Below are 24749 nucleotides of genomic sequence, written 5' to 3'. Positions count from 1 at the left end.
CTCATTTTTTATAATCAAAAGTGGCATATAAATTGCTTGAATAAAATTGCAAAATAAATTGAATTTTATGTTTGCAAATTTTTCTTTATTTCCTATAAAGAGGTATATATGACGATAAATATAATATCTTGGGCATATAACCAAGAATCATCGAAAGATATCATTTTAAATAAAACGAATTGCGGACATGCTGCCTTCGAAATTTTGATGGTATCTAAAAATTTTAAAAAATTATTAAAAAATACTCCTATGTTTAAAGATATATACATAAAAGAGAAATATATACAAAAAAAATTAAATGAGGTTGTAAATAAATATGACCCTCAATACAAAGACATGATTCTTCTTATGTCTAAGAAATGGAATAGCAGTTTTGAAAAGTGTTTATCAACGGAAATACTAAAGGAATGCCAAGAGATATATGAAATAAACAAAGTTGTTTCAAATTTTAAAAATATTCTCCCTAAAAGAGTTTATCATGGTAAAGAGAAATATGTCAGTCTTTACTTCAGTTTTTGGCCTGGAGATGATTGCCAATCAGCAACAAAAGAAACCTTCCACCAAAAAAATATTGCTCTTAAAGTAGCTGATAAAGGTGAATTACGTGATTTAAGAGACAATATGAACAATTCTTTTCAAAAAGATATGGAAGATGAAGCTGATGGAGTCGATATATCAAAACTATTTTCAGATTTAAAAATGAATAATCTCGAAAAAATAGATAAAATACATCGAAAAACACACATATCCAGTTCTTGGGGAAAAAAAGAGAAACTGGTTTATAAAGTAAAATCAGGTATTTTGAAAGGCATGCTCGTGACATCGGCAACCTACTCTGAGTATCAAAGTTTAACAGGTTATTTCTTGAATAGAAAAAAGTTTTCACATCGTTTGTTATTATTAAATCAGTTTGGGGATATAAATAAAAATTTAGGCCAAAAAGAATCTTCTGAATACACTAAAACTATAACTCAATTAAGCACATGTATTAAGTCAATAGATAACGATATTCGCGATGGCATTATAAATAACGTAGATGATCTGAGCATATCTAAATTAAATGAATTAAAAAGATTACTTGAAGATGAACATCTCTCACTCCAAACTATTTATAATTCTAATAAATTGGCTCATGGTTTATCTCCATCCCATATTATTTCATTACCATCCCAGGGTTTAGAAGGATTCGGCCTAGATGAATCTAAAATTCTCGAGACTTGGTTTAAGTATGTTCATCCCAGTGGATATTCATTTACCAGCACAAACTGCTCTTGGGCTGTTATGCGTGCGCTTTCACCAGAAACAAACAAATTTAAAGCAGCTCCGTTGCGGCGTTCGCTCACACCTATCACCCCCAAAGAAGTTGCACATTATTTTTCAGAGGTTCAAGATTGTATGTTCAAAAGGTTTTCTCAAGAAATAAATAACTTAAATAGAAACTCTTTTGTACCTGAAAAAAAACTCTGGACAGTCAATGAGTTTAAACAAAACACCCCTGGTTCGGGTACATTTGGTCTATTTAAAGAGGCGAATAGGTACTCCAGTAGCAATATCAAACAAATTGAAGAATTAATTGCAAGTTATCATCGCATTGCAAATTATCAAATCAACTGGCGTTTAAAATGTCTTGATCAATTAGCGGACTGTCTTTCAACTTGGTTTGAAGATAAATTTGATGCAATCACAAACAAAAAAAGCACACGATACAACGGAATTAAATCACTTCTCAATCAAATTGCTCTTGAGCGTGAGTACCTTATAGAACATTTATTATATTGAAATTAAAGGATTAAAAAATGACAAATCATAATTCCAAAAAAGAAGAATTATTATTGGGAGCAATTCAAGACACACTTTTTTTTTATGATGGTCATAAAGATAATATTACGGATATCGATTTATACACGATTAAAATTGTTTATCATATTTTAAACCCCTCTTTTGAATTCTCAGATAACATAACGCAATTATGCAAAAATAGATCATATTTTTTGACTCGCAGTATAACTCGAGGACAAGCTAAACTTCTTGCTGCCGTATTTATAATCAAAGAAATATATAAAAATTTTGATAATTCAAGACACACAAATATTTTATACAATTGCTTTTCTAGTGAAAATAAATCTTTAAATATCAAAAATGAAAGAGTTTTTTATCAAGAGCCTTTTTTTCAGGTTGATCATTTTAAAATCTGGTTGAAAGAATGTAGTCATAATTTTAATAAATTAAATAATCTGAATACCACGCATTCTCAATCTAGCAAAGATTTTGAGCAGGTGATAAAAAATATTGATCACAGCTACGTAAAAGATATTTCACTTTTTTTTATAAATAATCAATCCATGGGCCACAATGGCTATTCCATTAGAATGTGTTCTGATACCGACTATGCAAAAATCAAACTCTTAGTTTTTAACAAAAAAATCAAAGTTATAAATGATCCTGTGCAAAAATTTTCCTCTTCATTAAAACTAAGATCACTGGAAGAGTGCAAAAATGAAATTTATAAACATCTTGGTGATATCAGTCTTAAGGAATATTACGATACAAAACCCACTTCGCGAAAAGGAGTCAATCCTGTTTTTTTTATTGAAAAAAAGAAAGAAAATAACAATATCAAAGAAATTGTTTATAAGCCTTTAAACAACGAGCAAGAGTCTATGATTGAAGTGATCACAGGAGAAATTTATCGCTATATCATTGGTAATTCCCAGCCGAAGACAAAAACAGCGCCTTGTTTCGGTATTGCATCTGAAAAAGTAAGTTATTTTTCTATTCGAGATTATTTCGAAAAAGGAGCAGATGATGAATATATATTAAAATTCAGAAAGGATTATAAAGGATTTGTCAATATTTTAATCTCAGCAATTTTTTTGGAAGAAAACGATTTACACGATGGAAATTTTGGCTTTTCTGCGGATGGGAAATTGATGAAAATAGACCATGGTCAGTCACTCAATACACTTCGCATTGAAAAGTCAAGGTTCAATTCCTTAGGCCTTGCTGAAATAAAATACTATGACGAAATTTATTATTCAAATTATGATCAGCATCGTTCCTACAAGGAAAAAGGTTATAGAAAAGTCAGCAGAGGAAGTCTTAGAAAATATAAAATAGTACCGAAATTTTTAGACGAATTTTTGTTCATATTTTTACAAGGAAAATACGGAATCAATTATATAAAATCACAAGAATTTATACCAAGTATTTTTCCAACTTATGATCTCCGTCTTCTTCATTTTTTTCCATTATCCATTCAACATCATCAAGAATTAATGCAATATCAATGTGAAGTTATATATAAAATTATTAACACTCCAACTGAATGGTACCAATTTATTGCAAATCAAGCTGTTCAAACTGAAAATAAAACTTTGCATTTAAAAATCATAACTAAAATATTGAAACGTAAATTCGAATTAAAAACGGCAGCGGAAGCATCGCATTCTTACCAAGCTTTTTTGACTCATCACAAAAGCCATATGTGTCTATATCAACAAGAAATTCATTCTTCTTGCCAAAGGATGTCTCAGTCAAAGCGTTATGACAATTCAACTTTTAAATGATATTTTATTATACCACCTCAAAAAATAGATTACGTCGGTAATTCCCCCTTCAAGATCATTTTGAAAAAGCAAAAAAATAAAAATTTTAATTAGTGGATGCATCAATTTCAAGAAGCAATGAAAATCTGTCACTTGCAATTTTGTAAAATTTTCCGTAGTTTGAAGTCAAATGATAATAAATTTCATTATCATTTGATTCTTTTTTTTGTATTTTAGTTTAGGATTTTATAAAATGGCTTGTATTTCTGTACAAGGTTTAACAGCATCATATTCAAAATCAAAAATATTAGATAATATTGATCTTGAATTTATTCAAAAAAAAGTAACAGCCATCGTTGGCCCAAATGGATCTGGTAAGTCTACTTTATTAAAAGCAATTGCTGGTTCTATGAAACCAGATCAAGGTATTGTTCATATCAATGGCCAAAATATGCATAGCTTAAAAAAGAAAGAGTTGGCTAAAATCCTCGCATTTTTACCTCAATCTCCAGAAACTCCAAAAGACATAACAATTGAACAGCTTGTTTCATATGGCCGCTATTCACATCAAAATCTTTTTAAAAATACAAAATTTGAAGATAAAAAGATAATTGATTGGGCTTTGCAAGCGACAGATTTAATTCAATTATCACAATCGTCAATGAGTGAATTATCTGGAGGACAAAGACAAAGAGCTTGGATTGCTATGGCTCTCGCACAAAATAGCGATTGTCTCTTTCTTGATGAAGTTACTACTTATTTAGACATCCGTCATCAAATTGAAATTTTAAATTTGCTAAAATCTTTAAATCAAGAAAAATCAAAAACTATTATCATGGTTTTACATGACATTAATCATGCATTACACTATTCAGATTATATCGTTGTTGTAAAAAATGGTAAAATATTTGCTCACGATTGTATTGAGAGTATTGTAGAAAATAAAGTTCTAGAGAACGTTTTTAAAGTTAAATTTAAAGTGCTCTATGATGAAAATAAAAAGCCTTTTATTGTTAGCAATGAGCTTATTAATTAGAGGTCTTTCTTAAAAACTTTGCAGGTGGTTCATAAAGTCCATGAGAGATTTCAATTAAATCATTCATAGATTTCGCCGCTAAAAGATCTTGAGTAGCATCTTTTCTTTGAATTCCTATATCTTCAGGGTAAGTGACAATTCTTCTTTCTCTCAGTTCATCACTTTTAATTTTATCACGCTTCAAACCCACAGGGGTTGCACCTGCAATACTTCGTATAGCTTGTTCTCTTTCTTCAATTGTTCTACACAATAGTAAATTTGCAATTCCTTCTTCAGTAATAATATGTGTGACATCTTCTCCATAGATCATAATTGGAGGCAGCGGTAAATGCATCTTTTTTTGAATTTCTAAGGCATCAAGTGTTTCTACAAAGGATGGAGCACCCGAAGACTGAAAAGTCTCTACAATTTGCAATACAATCTTTTTCCCGTTTGGAATGCTGTTGAGCTGTTTTTGATTTTCTTTTCCAGCTAATAGCCAAGCATCTGTAGTGTGCCTGCGTGCATTTGCATTGCTACCAATATTTGGAGCTCCACCAAAGCCAGGCATTCTTTCAGATGTTATTGTTGTGCTATTTCCATAAATATCAATTTGTAAAGTTGCGCCAGCAAATAAGTCAATTGCATATAACCCCGCCATTTGTGCAAAACATCTATTTGAACGCAATGCACCATCTCTACCCGTAAAAAAAACATCAGGACGAGATCTTACATATTCATTCATTCCAACTTCTCCTCCTGGTGAAACAATTCTTTTGACAAAACCTGCTTCAATGGCGGGAATCAGTGTCGGCAAAGGATTGACCATCATATATTCGCAAATTTTTCCTTTGAGGCCCAAACTTTCTGCATATGTAGGTAAAAGGAGTTCAATTGCACAAGTGCTATATCCAACACCGTGATTCACTCGATTGGCTCCATATTTTGCATAGATTCCTTTAATAGCAAGCATTGCCATTAATATTTTAGTATTTGAAATTTTTGCAGGATCCCTTGTGAATAGAGGCTTAATGGGTTGAGGTTTTGGATTTAATACAAGAGCATCAATCCAGTCCGATGGAATATCAATCCGAGGTAGTTTTTCAATAACTTCTTTAACTTCTACAATAACTATTCCATCTTTAAATGCAGTCGCTTCAATAATTGCAGGTGTTTCTTCGGTATTTGCACCTGTATAGAGATTTCCATCAAAGTCTGCTTTTTCTGCAGAAACAAGACAAACTCGCGGTGTTAAATCTAAAAAATATCGTGAATAAAGTTCTAAAAAAGTATGCATACCTTGAATTTTTAAGTCGCCCTTTTGAGCTAACTCTGCAAAGCGAGTTCCATAAATAGATGCGTATGAAAAATCAACCTTATTTGCAATTCCTTTTTCAAAGACTTCCATATGCAAAGGAAAAAGAATAGTTGATTGAAGGACGTGCAAATTGTTAATTTTTTCAATATTTACTTTAGAAAGAGCATCGGAAAGTAATAATGCTTGTTTTTGATTATTTCCTTCAATACAAACTTTATCATATGGTTCAATTAAACATTCTAAACATTCAATTAAATTTTTTTCTTCAATCCATTTTCTATTCATCAAAAAATTTGCTTTATTGATTCTCAAGGCTTTATTTTGTTTTAGCTGAGAATAGTTCATAATTATCTCCAACAAAGTTTAAGTTTGATAATTCATAATTTCATTTAGTGAAATTATGAATTCTATACTCAATAAAGTTAAAGTGTCATTCTTAGGAGTAATAAAAAATGAAGTGTCATAAAAATTTAATTCTTATAAAGTGCATTTTAGTTTCTTTAACATTTTCAGGATGCAATAATCTTTTTTATTATCCTGATTCTAAAACACAGGTAACACCAGACAAACTAAATTTATCGTATGATAATTTTAATATAAAAACAATAGACAATGAAGAACTGCATGGTTGGCAAATTTATTCAAAGAAAAAGCGACCCATCGCAACTATTTTACATTTTCATGGTAATGCACAAAATATCTCAACACATTTTTTATACTGTGCTTGGCTTGCTGAAAATGGTTTTGATGTATTTGAATTTGATTATCGTGGATATGGAAAATCAACTGGATCACCTTCTCGCTTGGGTTTGTATCAAGACAGTTTAGCATTTTTACAATGGGCACAGCAAAACTCAAGAACTCAAGATATTTTTATTATTGCACAAAGTATTGGAGGAGCCGTTGTTATTCCTGCATTTGTTGATTCTAAATTAAATAATATTCAAGGCATTATTTTAGATAGTACATTTGCATCATATAGAGGAATTGCGAGACAAAAACTTGCGAGTATTTGGCTTACATGGCCATTGCAATGGCCGTTGGGATTTTTAGTATCAGACAATTTAAGTCCAATAGATTTTATAGAAAAAGTTCATGTTCCTTTAGTTCTGATCCATAGTAAAAATGATAATGTTGTTCCTTATGAGTCTGGAAGAGAACTCTTTGAAGCTGCATTAAATCCAAAAGAATTTTGGGAGGTAGAATGGGAGGGACATGTCACAGCATTTGCTCATAAAGACGATCGATACAGAAGAAAACTATTAAAATATTTGTGCTCACATTTACAAAAGGCGAATAAAGATTGTGATATTTATTTAAATGAAAATCCAAAAATATTGCCTTATATACGGCTTCTTCCTGAAATCAAAAATATCAATAAGTAAAATAAATTTTTAATTCATTTTCCATCCACCACCTAATGCTGCAATTAAACTAACTGCTGTCGTCATACGTCTACCAAGGACATTATTTGCACTTTTTTGTGCTGCTAAAGTATTTGTTTGGGATAAAATAACATTATTATAAGTCTGAGTTCCAACTTCATAACTTTGGGTTGTTAAATTTTCAGCTTGTTGTGCTAAAAATGCTGCATTATTTTGTGCTTCTTCTTCTTTTTTTAGTAAATACATTGCAACTAAATTGTCTTCAACATTTTGGAGTGCAATTAAAACTGTCTGTTTATATTGTGCAACGAGTGATTTATAATTTGCTTTAGCAGATTCAATTTTTGCTTCTCTAAGCCCCCCATCAAAAATAGTTTCACTTAAACTAGCGCCTAAAGACCAAAATAAAGCTGGAAGCGAAAAAAGATTTGAATAAGTGCTGCTTGAGTAACCAGCAGCTGTACTTAAATTCAAATTTGGAAAATATGCGGATATTGCCACTCCAATCTGTGCATTTGCTTGTGCAACAAGTCGCTCTGCCTGTGCAATATCAGGTCTTCTTTCTAATAATTCTGATGGAAGGAATAATGGTATTTCAGGTGGAATCAATTTTATATGTTTTACTTCAACCGAAAACTTCGCAGGATTTTTTCCTAAGAGAATTGCAATAGCATGTTCGTATTGTTGACGTGATATTTTATTGTCAATAGAAAGAGCTTCTGCTTGAGAAACTTGAGCCTCTGCTTGTAAATAGTCGGATAATGTCGCAGTTCCTGAAATTCTTAGGTGCTCAGTTATTTCTAGTGTTTTTTTATAATTTTCAACTGTTTCTTCTAATAATTTTTGATTTATGTCGGCAGTTCTTAATTGAAAATAATATTGAGCGAGTGAAGCTTGTGCTGTTAATTTAACGTTTGCTAATTGAGCAGAACTTGCCTCTGCATTAGCTTTGTTTGCTTCAATACTTCGTCTGACATTTCCCCATAAATCTGGAATCCAAGACGCGCTTAAAGATGTGCTATAATTTGTAGAATAAGATGCGGGTAAATTTGAATTTGCTTGACTTCTTTGACGAGAAACTCCTCCCGAAGCATTTAAAGTAGGTAAGAGTCCTGCTTGTGCTTGACTCACTAGCGTTTGTGCTTGCTCATATTGAGCCATTGCTGAAGCAATTGTATTGCTGTTTATTAATAATTCTTCTTCAAATTCATTCAGAGTTGTATCAGCGAATATTTCCCACCATTTACCTTTATCTTGTTCGTCTTTAGGTTCAGCAAGTTTCCAATTTTTGTTGTCTATTTCCTTAAATTGTTCGGAAATTTCAAAAGTAGGTTTTTTATAATCAGGACCCACTGCGCAAGAACTTATTAAAAACAAGAGAAAGACATAAATAAATATTTGAATTTTTATAAAACTAAATTTTATAAATTTCAGATTGCTCATTCGATTTACCTTTTAAACTTTGTTTCTTTAATTGAAACCATTCTTCTATTCTTTCAAAATATAAATAAATTACAGGTGTTGTGTATAGAGTTAAAACTTGGCTTATTATTAAACCCCCAATAATTGAAATACCAAGCGGTTTTAAAATTTCAGATCCAACTCCGCTGCCAAAAGCTAACGGAACAGCTCCCAATATTGCCGCAAATGTTGTCATCATAATTGGACGGAAACGAATTGTTGCTGCCTCATAGATTGCATCGTGAGAATTTTTGTTTCCATCTTTTTTTAATTGTAATGCAAAATCAATCATCATAATTGCATTCTTTTTAACAATACCTATTAAAAGAATTATACCAATAAGTGCAATTAAGGTTAGCTCAGTTTGAGTTACTATTAAAGCCAAAAGAGCACCTACACCGGCAGATGGAAGAGTGGAGAGAATAGTTATAGGATGAATAAAACTTTCATAAAGTATACCAAGTACAATATATATTGATATTATTGCGGCTAAAATAAGATAGGGTTGTGAAGCTAAAGATGCTTTGAAAGCTTTGGCGGCTCCTTGGAACGATGCATGAATATTTGCTGGTAAATTCATTTCTTGAACCGTTTTTTCTACTAAGTTAACAGAATCACCTAAAGCAACTCCTGGAAGTAAATTAAATGAGAGAGTCGTCGCTGGAAATTGATCTTGATGATTAACAGATAATAGCGAAGAATTATTTGTAAATTTTGCAATACTAGAAAGTGGTATTTGAGTATTTTTACCTTGTAAATAGATATTATTAAGTGACTCAGGATATTGCCAATATTTTGGAGCTACTTCCATAACAACATGGTATTGATTCATCTCTTTATAAATGACTGAAACCTGTCGCTGTCCAAAAGCATCGTATAAAGTATTGTCTATTGCTAATGAAGTGATGCCAAATTGAGACGCTAAATCATGATCTACAGAAACAAAAGTTTCTAATCCATGATCAAGTTGATCGGTATTAATATCAGCAATACCTGGTAATAATTTCAATCGTTGTATTATTTTTACTCCCCAATTGCTTAATTCATCTAATGAACCAGCGGAAAGCGTAAATTGAAATTGCGCATTGCCTTGTCGACCGCCAATTAGTAGATCTTGGGCAGCTTGCATATATATATTTGCGCCAGTTAAGTGAGATGTCTTTTGACGCAATCGAGCAATAATAAAATCTGCGGAAATTTTTCTTTCTTCAATTGGTTTTAAAGTGATAAAAATAGATCCAGAATTTTTTGCTCCACCTCCCACAAAGCCAACAACATGACTTATAGAGGGGTCTTGTTTTATAATTTCAACTAAACTCTCAAATTTTTTTTTCATATTTTGAAATGAAATATTTTGATCTGCTTGAATGGAACAGACAATTCGTCCTGTATCTTGCTGCGGGAAAAAACCTTTTGAAATAAATATATAAAGAAAAATATTGAGGATGATTGTTCCGATTGTAATATATAATACTTTTTGTTTATGACTTAAAGACCACTTCAATGATTTTTCATAAAATTTACTTGCTTTATCAATAATACTAAATGATTTTTTATTTGAAGATTGAGAATGTATTGATTTTGATCTTAACATTTTAGAACACATTGAAGGTGTAATGACAAGTGAAACAAATAATGAAACAAGGATTGCAATAGAAAGTGTCATAGCAAACTCTAAAAAAAGTCTACCAATAATTCCACTCATGAGTAATATTGGAATAAAAACTGCTATTAAAGATATACTCATCGAAATAACAGTAAATCCGACTTCTTTAGCTCCCAGCAGAGCCGCTTTTTTTGGGGACAAACCTAACTCAATGTGTCTTGAAATATTTTCAAGCATAACAATTGCATCATCAACAACAAAGCCTGTTGAAATTGTAAGTGCCATAAGAGATAAATTATCTAAGCTATAATTTAAAAAATACATGACTGCAAAAGTACCAAGCAATGAAAGAGGAATTGCAATGCTTGGAATAATTGTGGCATATAAATTTTTTAAAAATAGGAAAACAATTAGAATTACAAGAATAATAGAAATAACTAGAGTTTTTTCTACATCTCTAAGTGATGCACGAATTGTTGTTGTTCGATCTAAAGTCAGTGTCAACTCCATTCCAGCAGGAATAGATGCTTTCAACTGCGGCAACATTTTTTTCACAACGTCAACGGCTTCAATAACATTTGCACCAGGTTGTTTAAAAATAATTAAAACAACAGACGGTTTACCATCAGCTAGACCAGCATTTCTTATATCTTCTACAGAATCATTGACCTCTGCAAGATCTTCTAAAGTAACGACAGCCCCATTTTTATAAGCGACAATAATTGGTTTATACTGATATGCTTTAAATATTTGATCATTTGTTACTATGTTAAAAGTTTTAATTCCAGTTACCAATTGGCCTTTTGGAATATTAGAATTTGCACTTTGAATAGCACTTCTTACAGTATCTAAACCTATAGCGTATTTATTTAAAGCTGTTGGATTCAATTCAACACGTACGCTTGGAAGTGAACCCCCTCCGACAATAACCTGCCCAATGCCTTCCGCTTGAGAAATTTTTTGCTGCAAAATGGTTGAAGCAGCATCGTACATTTCACCTCGAGTGTAGTTTTCTGAGGTTAAAGAGAGAATCATAATGGGAGCATCTGCAGGATTGACTTTTCTATAAGTTGGGCGTCCAGGTAAATCGCTTGGCAATTGAGAAAGTGAAGAATTAATTGCTGCCTGCACATCACGCGCTGCACCATCAATATTTCTAGATAAATCAAATTGTATAACGACACGCGCACTTCCAAGTGAGCTGCTTGAGGTCATTTCTGTAATACCTGCAATTTGTCCTAACTGTCTTTCAAGTGGCGTCGCAACTGAACTGGCCATTATAGCTGGACTTGCTCCTGGAAGATTTGCTTGTACAATTATTGTTGGAAATTCTATTTGAGGAAGTTGTGAAACAGGTAGAAGATTAAAAGCAAGTATACCAGCAAGAGAAATGAGTAAACCTATTAATGATGCTGCAATTGGTCTTTCAATAAATATAGAAGATATATTTTTCACTGCGTTTCCTCTGCAGGAATTGTCTTTTTATTTTTTTCTTTTTTGTCTATTTTTATTTTGTAAAATGAGCGTAATAACTTATCGAATGTAAGATAAATAACAGGTGTTGTATAGAGAGTTAAAAGTTGACTAACAGCAAGACCTCCAATAATTGCAATTCCAAGAGGTTTTCTTAGCTCCGATCCCATCCCGCTTCCAAAAGCCAAGGGAATAGCGCTAAAGAGTGAGGCTAAAGTCGTCATTAAAATAGGTCTAAATCTTAATAAACAAGCTTGATAAATTGCGTCATGTGCACTTTTCTTTTCTTTTCTCTCCATTTCTAAAGCAAAATCAATCATCATTATGGCATTCTTTTTTACAATACCAATTAAAAGAATAATGCCAATGAGTGTTATAATATCAAATTCAGAGTTTGTTATAAAAAGAGCAAGCAGTGCACCCATTCCTGCGGAGGGGAGGGTAGAAAGAATTGTAATAGGATGAATATAACTTTCATAAAGAATACCAAGTACTATATAAACAACAACTATAGCCGCTAAAATAAGATAACCTTCATTGGCTAAAGAGTTTTGAAAACTTTTAGCCGCACCCTCAAAACTTGTTTGAATACTATCAGGAAAACCAATTTCATTTTTTACTTTATCAATGGATTTTATCGCTTCTCCTAAAGAATATCCCTTAGATAAATTAAAAGAAATAGTTGATACAGGAAATTGTCCTTGTCTATTAATTGTAAGCGGCCCAACACCAACTGATAATTTTGAAAATGCACTAAATGGTATTGAAGATCCAGTAGAACTCTGTATAAAAAGATTTTGTAACATATTTTCAGGAGTTAAATGTAATTCCTTTTTTGCTTCAATTATTACGTGATATTGATTAATTTGAGTGAATATAGTTGATACTTGCCTTTGTCCAAATGCATCATATAATGTATTATCAATAATAGCTGGTGAAATACCAAACCGTGAAGCGGTACTTCTATCAATTTCTATATTTGCTTGTAAACCTGTATTTTGTATATCATCAGCAACATCTTTTATTTCTTTTAATAGTTTTAATTTTTCAATAAAAATATTATTCCATTTTTCTACTTCTTTTTCATTTGCAGAACCAATACTGTATTGATATTGTGTCCTACTGACACGATCATCTATAGCAATATCCTGAATGGATTGCATAAATAATGTTATACCCAAAACTTTTTCTATATTTTTTTCTATTCTTTGTATAACTTCTGTTGACTTTATTTTTCTCTCTTCTAAAGGTTTTAATTTAATTTGTATACGCCCGCTATTTAAAGTTGTATTAATTCCATCCACACCAATAAATGAAGAAATATTCTCTACTGCAGGATCTTCTAAAATAATATGAGCAATTTCTTGTTGTTTCTTTGCCATTTCATCAAATGAAATAGATTGGCTTGCTTCGGTTACTCCTTGAATAATTCCTGTGTCTTGAATAGGAAAAAATCCTTTAGGAATAATATAAAATAAAAATCCTGTTAAAATGAGAGTTATAATAGCTATAAATAAAGTTAAGTTTTGATGGTTTAATACCCATTTTAGAGATATTGAATAATACATAATAACTCTATCGAGAAAATTATGTATTGTAGATTCAAAACTACTTTTTTTGTTTGATGGTTTATGCTTTAATAACTGTTTACAAAGCATAGGAGTTAATGTCAAAGAAATAAGTGCTGAAATAAGAATGGCAACAGATAATGTAATTGCAAATTCCCTGAATAGTCTTCCAATAATATCGCCCATAAATAATAATGGGATAAGGACTGCAATTAAAGAAATGGTAAGTGAAATAATTGTAAATCCGATTTGAGAAGCTCCTTTAAGAGCTGCTTGTAAAGGGGCTTCTCCTTCATCAATATATCTTGCTATATTTTCAATCATGACAATTGCATCGTCAACAACAAAACCAGTTGCTATCGTCAATGCCATTAAAGTTAAATTATTAATACTAAATCCGAGAGCATACATGATGGCAAATGTTCCAATAAGCGATAAAGGAACAGCAATACTTGGAATAAAAGTTGCAGGTATATTATTTAAAAATATAAATATAACAAGGACAACAAGAATAACAGATAGGATAAGTTCAAATTGGGCATCTGAAACTGAACTGCGAATTGTGATTGTACGGTCACTTAGTATTTTTATATTAACTTGACTTGGTAAATTTGCTTTAAGAATGGGTAGTAATTTTTTAATACTATTCACAACCTCAATCACATTTGAACCTGGTTGTTTTTGTATATTCAGAATAACAGCAGGTTCATGATTCATCCATGCAGCCAATTTTGTATTTTCTGCTCCATTAATAATATCGGCAACATCATTTAAACGAATTGGAGAGCCATTTTTATATGCAATAATTAAAGATTTATAAGAATCACTCGATAATAATTGATCGTTTGAATTAACAGTATATGATAGTCTTGGTCCATCAAAACTTCCTTTTGCAATATTTACATTAGCATTTATTATTGCAGTTCGTATATCTTCAAAATTTAATCCATATGATGCAATTGCATTTGGATTAACTTGAATTCTAACTGCAGGTTTTTGTCCACCACTTATGCTAACAAGACCAACACCAGAGAGCTGAGAAATCTTAGGAGCAACTCTTGTATCTGCAAAATCTTCAATTTGAGGAAGTGAAATAGTATCAGATGTCAATGCTAAAGTTATAATTGGTGCATCAGCAGGATTTACTTTATTATAAATAGGTGGTGAAGGTAAATCTTTGGGTAAGAAATTTGAGCTTGTGTTTATTGCAGCTTGTACCTGTTGTTCAGCTACATCTAGGCTCACTTTTAAATCAAATTGTAAAGTAATAATCGAAGAACCGCCAGAACTTGAAGAAGTCATTTGTAACAGTCCGGGCATTTGACCAAATTGTTTTTCAAGTGGAGCAGTTATTGAAGAAGCAATGACATCAGGATTTCCTCCTGGATAAAATGTAGAGACTTGTATTGTTGGATATTCGACCTCAGGAAGAGCAGAGACGGGTAATAATTGATAAGCTAAGGTACCAGTGAGCAAAATTGCAATCATAAAGAGTGTCGTTGCAACAGGTCTTCTTATAAATGGTTCTGACAGACTTGTCATGTAGAGACCTCAACTCCATCTGTTAGTTTATCTGTCCCTTCTGTAACAACATGTTCACCTGCATGAACTCCCTCTTTAATAATTGTTTCATTGCCATTGCTTTGTCCAGCTACAATTCTTTGATATTTAACAGTGCTATTATTTAATATAAATACATAATCTCCTTTTGTGCCATGTTGAATTGCAGCAGTTGGAATTACAGTTGCGTTTTGTATAGTATCAATTTGCAGTTTAATATTTACAAATTGATTGGGAAATAATGTTAAATTTTCATTTTTAAATTCAGCTCTAAGTTTAATTGTACCGGTAGCCGAATCAATTTGATTATCAGTTGTTAGTAAATCACCAGTTGCAATTAAGTTTGCTTGTTCGCGATCATAAGCATATGCAATTAATTTTAATTTTTCCTTCATTTTTTCTATAATTTTTGGTAGATAATCTTCAGGGATTGAAAATAAAACAGAAATGGGTTGTAGTTTATTTATCATAACTATTCCATTAGGATCTGTCACTTGGACATAATTTCCTTGATTTACTTGTCGCAAACCAATGAGGCCAGATATTGGCGCTGTTATTTTACAGTAATTTATATTTATTTTAACAGCTTCTAATTGCCCTAAATCTGACTGTACAACCCCTTCATATTGTTTTACGAGCCATGTTTGTGTATCCAATGTCTGACGCGAAACACCTCCTGAAGTGAACAAAACTTTATAACGTTTTAAATCTAATCGTGCATTTGTCAAAAATGATTGATCACGTAAAAGCTGTCCTTCATATTGAGTGTATTGTGCTTGGTAGGGTTGTGAATCAATTTGTGCAAGAAGATCTCCTGAGTTGACAACTTGCCCTTCATGAAAATATATTTTTAATAGTTTTCCACTAATTTGTGTTTTTACTGTTACACTGTCTATTGGAGTAACTGCACCTAAGGCCGAATAATAAATTGGAACATCTTTAATTTTTGCTTCAGCAGCAATAACGGATGGAATATTAAATTTTTTATTTTCTTTGCTCTTTTGTACTTTCTGGTGATTTTTTACTTTATTAAAATTTGTATCACTTGTTTGAAAGCGAAATAATATTATTATTATAGAAGTAAATAGGAGTAATGTAATAAATGAAATTAAGTAAAAACGCCATTTTTCTTTAATATGCTGCGTCGCTTTATGAAAACTCATTTAGCTTAAAACCTTTAATTAAAAATCTTATCAAAAGGAATTATAAAATTTTTATATTTATTATTAATAGGTTAATATAAATATACATGCATGTAAAGAGAGAGAGAGGAAATTTTTTATCTGTAGTGCATTTGGCTCGGAAAATATTTATAAGCTGATCTTTTAATTTTCTTGGTATTTATTATAATATTTTATAGTAAATAAAAAAGTTCTATAAATTTAAATTATAAATTTCATATAAAAATTAAATGCTATTTTTTAGTTATATAAAATAAATAATCTATCTCTTGATATGGATTATTTATTCATATACATTATATTTGCATGAGCTTTATATATAAAATTTCATGTATAAGAAAAATTTATACCCCCGTATTTCTATATAAGAAACTCAATACAAATATTTAAATCTAAGGATGTTATAAAATGTCTAGAAAATTTTATTTAAAAAAAACATTTATTCTTATGTTATTTACTTTAAAAGTAAACTCTCTATTTGCCCAAGAATCAAAGACAGATTTTATATCTTTAGATATGTATGATCTGTCTATTTATTTAATTGAAGAATTTCATGGCATCATGGTCGCAAAAAATGCGCAGGATAATATTGGAAAAGCCACGTATGGAGGAGTAACAGGTTTATCAAGTCAATTAAGAGACTTTTCTATTCCAATATCACTAAAACAGAGCTATAACAATAATTATAATCCTAAATTTACTATAATATCAGCACTAAATCAAGATTTAATCTGCAGTAAATTTTCTTTTTATATATCTCAATCTCAAATAAAATTAATGCCCACTAATGTAAAGTTAAATACTGCAGTAAATTGTAAATTTGATATTCTTAATACTGATAATAAAATTGTCTCCAATTTTTCTATTTTAATAAATTATACTTTTAAATACTGGTTAAATGAAATAAACAGCATGACTGACTCATATAAAACAGCCAATTTAATTTCACTAAATTTTGATATGCAAGATCCATCAACTCTAACTGCAATTAATCTATCAAATCGAGGTATTGTTGATCTCAGTCCTATCTCTGGTTTTCATAATTTAAAAGTGATAGATGTATCTTATAATCACATTAAGAGTTTACCATTAGGAGTTTTTGATAACTTTAAATCTTTAAAGTGGCTTTTTTTACATCATAATTCATTACATAATTTATCGAGTAGTATATTTAATAATCTAAAATATTTAGAAATGTTAACATTAAATGATAATAAATTAAATAATTTTCCCATTAATTTGTTTAAAAGTTTAGTTAGTCTTAAATTAATAGAACTATCAAATAATTATTTAACAGTCTTTCCATTAGATATTTCTGAGTTAAAAAAATTAATAAGCATTGGACTTTCTTCAAATAATTTATATGAAATTCCTGAGAATGCTTTTGCAAATATGAAAGATCTAACTTACATTTCACTTTCTGACAATCAACTAAAAACTTTACCTGAAAATATATTTAACAATTTAAGTTACTTAAAAATGGTTAAGCTGGAAAATAATAAACTATATAACCTTCCTATTTCAGCATTAATCAATATTCTTGGTAGAGAGGAATATGATTTAAGCGGTAATCCATTTGTTAAATATATATTAAACAATTAAGAATAATACTAAATCGCATCATCACTTAAAGAGTTTGCGAGCAAATGAGCTGTTTTTTTTAAAAATCTTATAATTACAGTATATTATATTTTATGCTTTTTAGTCATATTTTACTTGCATATGCCCATATTAGGTGCAATATCAGCCTTAACTCTATAAATATTGACATTGCAAAGAGTAAGTTGTAATTGAGTTTTTATGGATCAGGCGTTAGAAAACGCTTAGATAATTGAATGGTCATTTCAGTAAGTATAAAATTGATAAATATAGAATTTTCCTCTGAATGAATTACATTGAATTTTAAATATATAAAAATTAATATCGAAGGTTTAGTCTACTATGGCGCTTGTTTTAGAAAGTTTAATTCCATTATTTTTTTCGTTTTTTATCGGAATTAATTTTCCCAGATTACGAACTGGAATTTCAACTAAAATAATTAATCCTTCTATTAATATTTGTCTATTTACACTTCTCTACTTGATGGGTTTAAGTATTGGCAAGGTTCCAAATATACTAGATAAAATTATTGTTCTGGGCCTGAATGCTGTCATATTAGCTTTTAGCACCTCATTTTTTATAGTCTTATTTATATTTATTTTTAAAAAATTAATAAGAATTCCTGATAATCAAAAAATAAATACTCCCAAAAAGAGCAAAAAAGGTATACAAATTTTTGAATACATTAAAGATCCTTTACTTTTATGCTCCTGTGTTCTACTCGGTTGTTCAACTAGTTTTTATGACTTATTACCTTTATTTGATCATGATCGCATAGTTACACTTCTCTTATGCTTTATGATTTTTCTAATAGGCATAAAATTAGCAATGACAAAAATCAGTTTTCGTCATATCTTCTTACAAAAAACAAGTTTAATAATAGCATTTTTAACAGTAATTGCCTCTTTAATTGGAGCAGCTATTGCGTCTCTATTTTTAGATATATCTTTAAAGAACGCTCTCTCTTTATCATCAGGTTTTGGTTGGTATTCTTTATCAGGAGTTCTTTTTTCTAAGTTGAATGAACCCGTTTTAGCATCTACAGCTTTCCTTTGTGATTTATTTAGAGAAATACTCGCATTGTTTCTTCTTCCAATTCTTTCAAAAGTAAATAGAAGCCATGAAGCTATTGGAATATCAGGAGCAACGGCAATGGATGTTGCTTTACCTTTGATTGAGAAACACTGTGGCAATGAGTATGTTCCATTGGCTCTTATCTGTGGTGTGATAATGTCAGTATTAGTGCCAATTTTTATTCCTTTATTTTACTATTTTTAAAATTTTTTAATTATTCATTTGTTGAAATATCTGATTTGTTTGTGATTTCTGTACCTCTAATTATCTTAAGTAACTTATTTGACATTTCTTCAATTTCATAACTTTTTTTAAGTAATTCTTCTGCATTTACAGCTGATTTTTGTGCAATTAGAGCATTATTATGGGTGACAGTGTCCAACTTATTCATAGCATTTTTTGAGATATTCAAAATATTTTCAATATTTTCTTTCGTCTCTTCTATTATATTTTTTACTTTATCAATGCTTGATTGCAGCATTGTTGATATTTCTTTTGAAGCATTTCCACTCATTTGTGCTAAATTACCAACTTCTTCAGTAACAACGGAAAATCCTCTACCATATTCGCCAGCTCGAGCGGCTTCTACAGATGCATTAAATGATAAGAGTTTTGTTTGAAATACAATGGTATTAATAATTTTTGTTTTATTCTCGATTTCTGAAATGACTTTAACAATTTCTGATATTCTATTATTTCCTTGTATAACTTCTCTAATAATGTTTTCATTACTTGATTTAATATGCTCAATTGAATTAATCATTTTATTTATAATCTCTTTACCGTGATTCACTTTCTTTTTATTTTCTAACACCGATTGGTTCATTTCGGTAATTATAAATTAAAGTGGTAAATATAGTTGAGTAAGTCTTTTCTTTAGTAATAATTGACAATTGTTCATCAAGTTTTGCGTCTTGAAAGTTAACTTGTAGAAACCCTTTTGATTTATTTTCTAAGAATTTTCATTCAATAGTTTCATTAATCCATTTGTATTGTTCTTGAATTGATTTAGAAAGATCTTGAGTAACAAGTAAAAGTTTTTCTTTTAAAAAATTTTCTTGTAAGTTAAAATTATTTGTTGCAAGAATGATGGAAGTAATAAAAGCTATTAATACACTTCCAATGCTTAATATAAATATTTTTGTATGAAGTGATAAATGTTTTATTCGTCTAAAATATTGCAACAAGACATTCCCTATAAAACTAAAATTTTTTCAATATATAAAAGCATTTATCTAAGTATATTTAAGGTCTTACTTTGTAAGTTCAAAATTCGTTGCATTGCTTTTTTATCGTGAGTTGCACTTTGATAAAATTTTGATAAATCATGTTTCATTGCAGTGCGAGATTTTCCATCCAAATAAATCATATGCCCTGAAGGGTACTTTTTATTTAGAATATTTTTACGCAATGAAGAATCAAGATCCATTCCTGCTAAGTCAAGATCCGTTTGAAAAAATGGAGTTACTGAATCGAAGTAACCACTTGCTTGAAAAACCTTTAAATCTGGATTAACACTCATTGTTGCTGCTAAATCTCCTGCAGTATAAAGGCCACCCGTTTCTTCCGTATTACCGCCTCTATTCACTCCTGTTGGATCAATATGTTTGTAGTCCCAATATTTTCCAACATATTTATTCATGCTTTGAAATGTTGATTGTGAACTATATTTTAATTCATTTAAATATAAATTCCATCCAACTGTATAGGCTCCCTGCACATTCACAATTGAAGGGTCTCTGCTTAATAATTCTCTTATATTTTTTGCAATTCCTGTATTTATTCCAGTTGCTCTTCCATCATATATACCAATTGCTTTTCCTTCTTTAATAAGTAAATTATCAATTGCAAAGTCTTCTAAATTTACAAGAGGTCTTTTACCAAAAATAAGTTCACTTTGCGACTTGATAACTGAGGGTGAAATTCCAATATAGCTTCCAGCAGTTAATGCCATCATATCATTCATGGGTACTAAATTATTTAATAAAACTTTTAATTCTTCTGATAACTCCCATTCCTTTTGATTGCCTTGTGCCAGTTCATTAATAAGTTCTTCATAGCTTTGTACTTCTTTTAAAATTCTTTCGATATGCATTTTCAAAAAGAAATCTGGATTTTCATATACTAAGTTATAAAATTGGAAGTAATTTTTTTGCCATTCACTCATAAATGGACCATATGATTTGCTGGAAAAATCAATAACTGTATTCATATACTCCGGCAGCTTTGCATTATAAAGAGTTTTATGATGATACCAAGCATTAGCGGCTAATGTAGGTAAAATTCCTTCCGGATTTCCCCACTTGCTATAATCTAAAATGGAAGAAATCATTGTGATACCATTTAAATCAATTCCATCTTTATGGAGCATAAATGATGCGACTGCACTTCTTGGAGTTCCATAAGATTCACCCATTAAAAATTTTGGCGAATTCCAACGTTCATATTTAGTTAAGTAGCGCTTTATAAATGCTGTTAATGATGCTGCATCTTGATCAACACCCCAAAAATCTCTATTTTTATATGGAGAAATTGCAGTAGAGTAACCTGTGCCAACAGGATTTATAAAAATAAGATCTGTTTTATCAAGTAAACTGTCTGGATTTTCTTCTATTGTATATGGAGCTGGGGGTGTAAAATCTGGCATTGATGTTTTTATTCTAACTGGAGAAAACGAACCCAATAATAACCATACAGCCGCCGAACCTGGTCCGCCATTATATATAAAAGTAACAGGTCTCGTTGCCGCATTTTCTTCATTTGCCATAAATGCTATATAAAATATTTTTGCATTTGGCTTTGAAGAATCTGGATCTACAGTAACAAGATGACCTGCTTTTGCAGTGTATTTTATTTTTTCACCATTAATGTTTGCCGTATGCTGCGTTATTGCAGTTCCCTCATTTGTATCAATAACAAAGTCATCAGGTCTTCCTCCATAAATAACTTTATCATTATAAGATTTATCTATGCCCGAGCTTTTTTCAACACTTAATTCTGAAAGTGAGTTTGTTTTTTCTAATTGTATCAAAGTATCTCCAGCTTTTTTTCCACATGAAGACAGTGATAAAAAACTTATTGTAATCACCATAATTTGCTTGCGAGTTTTAGAATAAATAAACATTTTCAGAACTCCTTAAAATGATTTTTGTGCAAAATATATTTATTAAACAAAAGTAAACTACGTAATTCAATATAGTTTACAGATAATTAAAAAAAAAGCGAATTAAATTTTTTTTTATTGGAGTGGAGAAAAAATAGAGATCATGAGTGAAATTATAAATTATTATTTTCTTGAAAGCATTGATGAATAGCGCTTACGATATGACCATGCTAAGAAGAGTTCAAAGATTAAAACAGCAATTGCTATCGGTAATCCTGAGGGAGCTAGGAAAGTATGAAACAGGACAATATTCACAACATTGGGCGCCAGTATGGCGAGAGACAATGGAACCCACATATTGGTCAAAAGCAAAAACCCTCCGACGACTTCAACTCCTTTTATAAGAGAAAACATGTATCCTGTTGAAATTAAAGCGCCCATAAATCCGCTTGCTGCAATAGGCATACTATTGGACATAGGTAGAAAATGAAAAAAGCCATTTAATCCAAAAACAAAAAAAATCAATCCCAATAGAATTTGCACAATCATAACAACTTTATTTTTCATAAAACTCTCCTTCTTAGTAAAATCCTTTTCATTCACTTCATAATAAAATACTTTGCATTTATAAAAGAGGACTCTCTTTTGACATATCTCTTGTAATCGCTTTCTTTTTATCGATTTTCTGTTTTAACTTCATATATCCCTAAGTAATATTTGTTTTTCTGTGTTTTAATTCAATATTATCAAATTATTATACTTATTTAGTATTTGAGTACTAAAAAATATTGACAAAAAAATATAAATTAGAATATAATGTATAAAAGGAGGGGGTATGCTCAATCAATATCTCAATATTGCTAAGGCAATAGAACTGCTTTTTTACCCACAACTTGAAGTTGTAATTCACGATATTATTACTAAAAAAATAATTTATTTAGGCAATGATTTTTCAAATCGAGAAGTCGGCGATGATTCTGTTTTAGATGACATTTCATTTGAACATTCAAAAAAAGTCATTGGACCCTATGAGAAAATAAATTTTGATGGAAAAGTTTTAAAATCAATTAGTATTGTAATTGAAGATAAAAATGAACCAAAATTTTTGATGTGCCTAAACTTTGATCTTTCTATCTTAAATAACTTAGCAAATACGATTGAACTATTTATTGGAAAATCTAGTTATGAAAAATCAGAATCTTTTATTTTTAAAGATGATTGGAGAGAAAAAATTAATGTTTATGTCAATGAAAATCTTAAATCAAAAGGAAAAATATTAAATTCTATAAATAAAGAAGAAAAAAAAGAATTAATTATAGATCTTCAAAAAAAAGGTGCTTTTAAAGCCAAAAACTCTAAAGATTATATTGCAAAAATATTAAAACTATCAAGAGCAACTATTTATAACTATTTAAATGAAAAAGAAGAGCACTAAATATGAATTTACCACTTTTTAAACTAGAGGATTATCTATCTGAAAGAGAATTTTCGACAGATATCATGTTTTCTGGATCTGATATGGAAGCATTTTTAATGCAGGATATTATCAAATTAGCTAAACCAGAAATCTTAGATATTTGGAATAATTTAAAATTAAGTTATACTTATCCACTGGGAAATCCAATTTTATTAAACGAATTAAATAAAAAATATAATTTGGATAATTACTCTGAAAATATATGTACTTTTTCAGGCGCAGAAGAAGGAATTTATGCTGCATTAAATACAATTTTAAATAAAGATGATCATGTTATTGTTTTTTCACCTTGCTATCAATCATTAAAAGAAATCCCTAATAATATTTGTGAAGTCAGTGAAATTCAATTAAAATTTTTAAATAAAAAGTGTTTCTTTGATATCTCAGAAGTTTCAACTTTAATAAAACCAAATACAAAAATGATTATTTTTAATTTTCCACATAACCCTTCTGGGACAATTATCTCAAAAGAAGAATTAAAATATTTAATCGATTTATCAAGAAAACATGGTCTTTATATTTTTTCAGACGAGGTTTATCGTGGTTTAGAAGTGAATCAAACTGATCAGCTGCCTTATATTGCCTCTGAGTATGAAAAAGGGATTAGCTTAGGAGTCATGTCTAAATCCTATGGAATGCCAGGACTTAGAGTTGGCTGGTTAGCTACGCAGGATAAAAAATTATTAAAAAAAATTTCAAATATGAAACATTATTTATCAATATGTAACAGTGCTCCAAGTGAAATTTTATCTATTATATCTTTACAAAATGAAGATTATATTTACTCAAGAAATTTAGCTATTCTTAATAATAATTTAAAGTTAATATCCACTTTTTTTCAAGAACATGATTCTATCTTTGAATGGTATTCTCCAAAGGGTGGCTGTATTGCATTTCCAAAGTTAAAACTAAAACGTCCAGTTTATGATTTTTGTGAGGAATTGAGAATAAAAGAAAAAATTGTATTATTACCGGGTGATATTTTTGATCATGACCATAATCATTTTAGAGTCGGTTTTGGTCGATTGAATATGCCCGAAGCTTTATCGCGTTTAAAAAGATTTATTACAACGGAAAACTTATTATGAAAATAATTTCATTAGATGAAATAAAAAGTTGTTTTAATTTTGATAAAATGCTTAATGAAATAGAGAATTCTTTTATTCAATATTCATTTTCAAATGTTTTATCTGCACCAATTTCACAATTTAAATTTCAAAATATTGATGCAGATATTCATATTAAGTCAGGAATGCTTAAAGAAGATAAATATTTTTTTGTTAAAATTTCTTCAGGGTTTTATGATAATTGGAAAAACTCTATTTCAAATAGCCAAGGAGTTATTGTTGTTATTAATGCAAAAACAGGTAGACCTGAGATCATT

General features: G+C 30.0%; 17 protein-coding genes and 1 pseudogene. 9 read left to right on the top strand and 9 right to left on the bottom strand.

Annotated features, from left to right (window positions below):
- The first annotated feature begins 108 nt into the window (after nt 1-108).
- From GCL57_RS02905 to GCL57_RS02895, 3 genes are all read left to right on the top strand, one after another.
- Nucleotides 109-1779, top strand: a complete 1671-nt coding sequence (locus tag GCL57_RS02905; RefSeq protein ID WP_152211758.1) for a hypothetical protein — start codon at nt 109-111, stop codon at nt 1777-1779.
- Nucleotides 1780-1796: 17 nt separating this feature from the next.
- Nucleotides 1797-3566, top strand: coding sequence for a hypothetical protein (locus GCL57_RS02900; protein ID WP_152211757.1), 1770 nt, complete (start codon nt 1797-1799; stop codon nt 3564-3566).
- A 232-nt stretch (nt 3567-3798) separates the two neighbouring features.
- Complete coding sequence (locus GCL57_RS02895) at nt 3799-4581, top strand: ABC transporter ATP-binding protein (RefSeq protein WP_152211756.1); 783 nt, start codon at nt 3799-3801, stop codon at nt 4579-4581.
- On the opposite strand, the gene mdcA is transcribed toward GCL57_RS02895, so the two are convergent.
- Nucleotides 4574-6223, bottom strand: coding sequence for a malonate decarboxylase subunit alpha (gene mdcA / locus GCL57_RS02890; RefSeq protein WP_152211755.1), 1650 nt, complete (start codon nt 6221-6223; stop codon nt 4574-4576). The genes GCL57_RS02895 and mdcA overlap by 8 nt on opposite strands.
- Nucleotides 6224-6330: 107 nt before the next feature.
- On the opposite strand from mdcA, the gene GCL57_RS02885 reads away from it, so the two are divergent.
- Complete coding sequence (locus GCL57_RS02885; protein ID WP_152211754.1) at nt 6331-7263, top strand: alpha/beta hydrolase; 933 nt, start codon at nt 6331-6333, stop codon at nt 7261-7263.
- A gap of 9 nt (nt 7264-7272) precedes the next feature.
- On the opposite strand, the gene GCL57_RS02880 is transcribed toward GCL57_RS02885, so the two are convergent.
- From GCL57_RS02880 to GCL57_RS02865, 4 genes are read right to left on the bottom strand one after another with little or no spacing between them, the layout of a single operon-like run.
- On the bottom strand, nt 7273-8706 hold the full coding sequence (locus GCL57_RS02880; RefSeq protein ID WP_152211753.1) for an efflux transporter outer membrane subunit: 1434 nt from the start codon (nt 8704-8706) through the stop codon (nt 7273-7275).
- Entirely contained in the window at nt 8678-11785 is a 3108-nt protein-coding gene (locus tag GCL57_RS02875; protein ID WP_211363208.1) for an efflux RND transporter permease subunit, read from the bottom strand. The genes GCL57_RS02880 and GCL57_RS02875 overlap by 29 nt, the downstream gene beginning before the upstream one ends.
- Entirely contained in the window at nt 11782-14913 is a 3132-nt protein-coding gene (locus GCL57_RS02870) for a multidrug efflux RND transporter permease subunit (protein ID WP_152211752.1), read from the bottom strand. The genes GCL57_RS02875 and GCL57_RS02870 overlap by 4 nt, the downstream gene beginning before the upstream one ends.
- Entirely contained in the window at nt 14910-16094 is a 1185-nt protein-coding gene (locus GCL57_RS02865; protein WP_152211751.1) for an MdtA/MuxA family multidrug efflux RND transporter periplasmic adaptor subunit, read from the bottom strand. Before GCL57_RS02865 ends, GCL57_RS02870 begins: the two co-directional genes overlap by 4 nt.
- A 426-nt stretch (nt 16095-16520) precedes the next feature.
- On the opposite strand from GCL57_RS02865, the gene GCL57_RS02860 reads away from it, so the two are divergent.
- Together GCL57_RS02860 and GCL57_RS02855 are read left to right on the top strand one after the other, a co-directional pair.
- Nucleotides 16521-17714 carry a leucine-rich repeat domain-containing protein gene (locus GCL57_RS02860; RefSeq protein WP_152211750.1) on the top strand — a complete coding sequence of 398 codons (1194 nt, stop codon included), beginning with the start codon at nt 16521-16523 and terminating at the stop codon, nt 17712-17714.
- A gap of 339 nt (nt 17715-18053) precedes the next feature.
- On the top strand, nt 18054-18989 hold the full coding sequence (locus tag GCL57_RS02855; RefSeq protein ID WP_152211749.1) for a LysO family transporter: 936 nt from the start codon (nt 18054-18056) through the stop codon (nt 18987-18989).
- 10 nt (nt 18990-18999) lie between these two features.
- Here the strand turns inward: GCL57_RS02855 and GCL57_RS02850 are convergent, their stop codons facing one another.
- The 4 genes from GCL57_RS02850 to GCL57_RS02835 form a co-directional block, all read right to left on the bottom strand.
- Nucleotides 19000-19599: a methyl-accepting chemotaxis protein gene (locus GCL57_RS02850; protein WP_211363207.1), complete on the bottom strand. Its 600-nt coding sequence runs from the start codon at nt 19597-19599 to the stop codon at nt 19000-19002.
- Nucleotides 19600-19747: 148 nt separating this feature from the next.
- Nucleotides 19748-19972, bottom strand: coding sequence for a hypothetical protein (locus tag GCL57_RS02845; RefSeq protein ID WP_152211747.1), 225 nt, complete (start codon nt 19970-19972; stop codon nt 19748-19750).
- Between the two features lie 44 nt (nt 19973-20016).
- Nucleotides 20017-21909 (bottom strand): S10 family peptidase, encoded by a 1893-nt coding sequence (locus GCL57_RS14890; RefSeq protein WP_211363206.1) that lies wholly within the window; start codon nt 21907-21909, stop codon nt 20017-20019.
- A gap of 162 nt (nt 21910-22071) precedes the next feature.
- Complete coding sequence (locus GCL57_RS02835) at nt 22072-22455, bottom strand: DoxX family protein (RefSeq protein ID WP_152211746.1); 384 nt, start codon at nt 22453-22455, stop codon at nt 22072-22074.
- Nucleotides 22456-22723: 268 nt separating this feature from the next.
- Here GCL57_RS02835 and GCL57_RS02830 point away from each other — a divergent pair, with 268 nt between their 5' ends.
- The 3 genes and pseudogenes from GCL57_RS02830 to GCL57_RS02820 all read left to right on the top strand — a co-directional run.
- Nucleotides 22724-23323, top strand: a complete 600-nt coding sequence (locus GCL57_RS02830; protein ID WP_152211745.1) for a helix-turn-helix transcriptional regulator — start codon at nt 22724-22726, stop codon at nt 23321-23323.
- Nucleotides 23324-23325: 2 nt separating this feature from the next.
- Nucleotides 23326-24453 carry an aminotransferase class I/II-fold pyridoxal phosphate-dependent enzyme gene (locus GCL57_RS02825; RefSeq protein ID WP_152211744.1) on the top strand — a complete coding sequence of 376 codons (1128 nt, stop codon included), beginning with the start codon at nt 23326-23328 and terminating at the stop codon, nt 24451-24453.
- A pseudogene (locus tag GCL57_RS02820) lies at nt 24450-24749 on the top strand (hypothetical protein); the annotation flags it as partial. The gene GCL57_RS02825 and the pseudogene GCL57_RS02820, both read left to right, overlap by 4 nt.

The sequence above is a fragment of the Fluviispira multicolorata genome (genome assembly GCF_009208585.1).
Lineage (GTDB): Bacteria > Bdellovibrionota_B > Oligoflexia > Silvanigrellales > Silvanigrellaceae > Silvanigrella > Silvanigrella multicolorata.
The sequence above is the reverse complement of the archived record's forward strand: the minus strand, read 5'-3'. Positions and strand labels throughout refer to the sequence as shown.

Excerpts from the sequence above, each read along its gene's own strand:
- GCL57_RS02825 (WP_152211744.1), top strand. The coding sequence starts at position 23,326 with ATGAATTTACCACTTTTTAAACTAGAGGATTATCTATCTGAAAGAGAA.
- GCL57_RS02830 (WP_152211745.1), top strand. The coding sequence starts at position 22,724 with ATGCTCAATCAATATCTCAATATTGCTAAGGCAATAGAACTGCTTTTT.
- GCL57_RS02835 (WP_152211746.1), bottom strand. The coding sequence starts at position 22,455 with ATGAAAAATAAAGTTGTTATGATTGTGCAAATTCTATTGGGATTGATT.
- GCL57_RS02880 (WP_152211753.1), bottom strand. The coding sequence starts at position 8,706 with ATGAGCAATCTGAAATTTATAAAATTTAGTTTTATAAAAATTCAAATA.
- GCL57_RS02860 (WP_152211750.1), top strand. The coding sequence starts at position 16,521 with ATGTCTAGAAAATTTTATTTAAAAAAAACATTTATTCTTATGTTATTT.
- GCL57_RS02895 (WP_152211756.1), top strand. The coding sequence starts at position 3,799 with ATGGCTTGTATTTCTGTACAAGGTTTAACAGCATCATATTCAAAATCA.
- GCL57_RS02905 (WP_152211758.1), top strand. The coding sequence starts at position 109 with ATGACGATAAATATAATATCTTGGGCATATAACCAAGAATCATCGAAA.
- GCL57_RS02865 (WP_152211751.1), bottom strand. The coding sequence starts at position 16,094 with ATGAGTTTTCATAAAGCGACGCAGCATATTAAAGAAAAATGGCGTTTT.
- GCL57_RS02885 (WP_152211754.1), top strand. The coding sequence starts at position 6,331 with ATGAAGTGTCATAAAAATTTAATTCTTATAAAGTGCATTTTAGTTTCT.
- GCL57_RS02855 (WP_152211749.1), top strand. The coding sequence starts at position 18,054 with ATGGCGCTTGTTTTAGAAAGTTTAATTCCATTATTTTTTTCGTTTTTT.
- GCL57_RS02870 (WP_152211752.1), bottom strand. The coding sequence starts at position 14,913 with ATGACAAGTCTGTCAGAACCATTTATAAGAAGACCTGTTGCAACGACA.
- GCL57_RS02900 (WP_152211757.1), top strand. The coding sequence starts at position 1,797 with ATGACAAATCATAATTCCAAAAAAGAAGAATTATTATTGGGAGCAATT.
- mdcA (WP_152211755.1), bottom strand. The coding sequence starts at position 6,223 with ATGAACTATTCTCAGCTAAAACAAAATAAAGCCTTGAGAATCAATAAA.
- GCL57_RS14890 (WP_211363206.1), bottom strand. The coding sequence starts at position 21,909 with ATGTTTATTTATTCTAAAACTCGCAAGCAAATTATGGTGATTACAATA.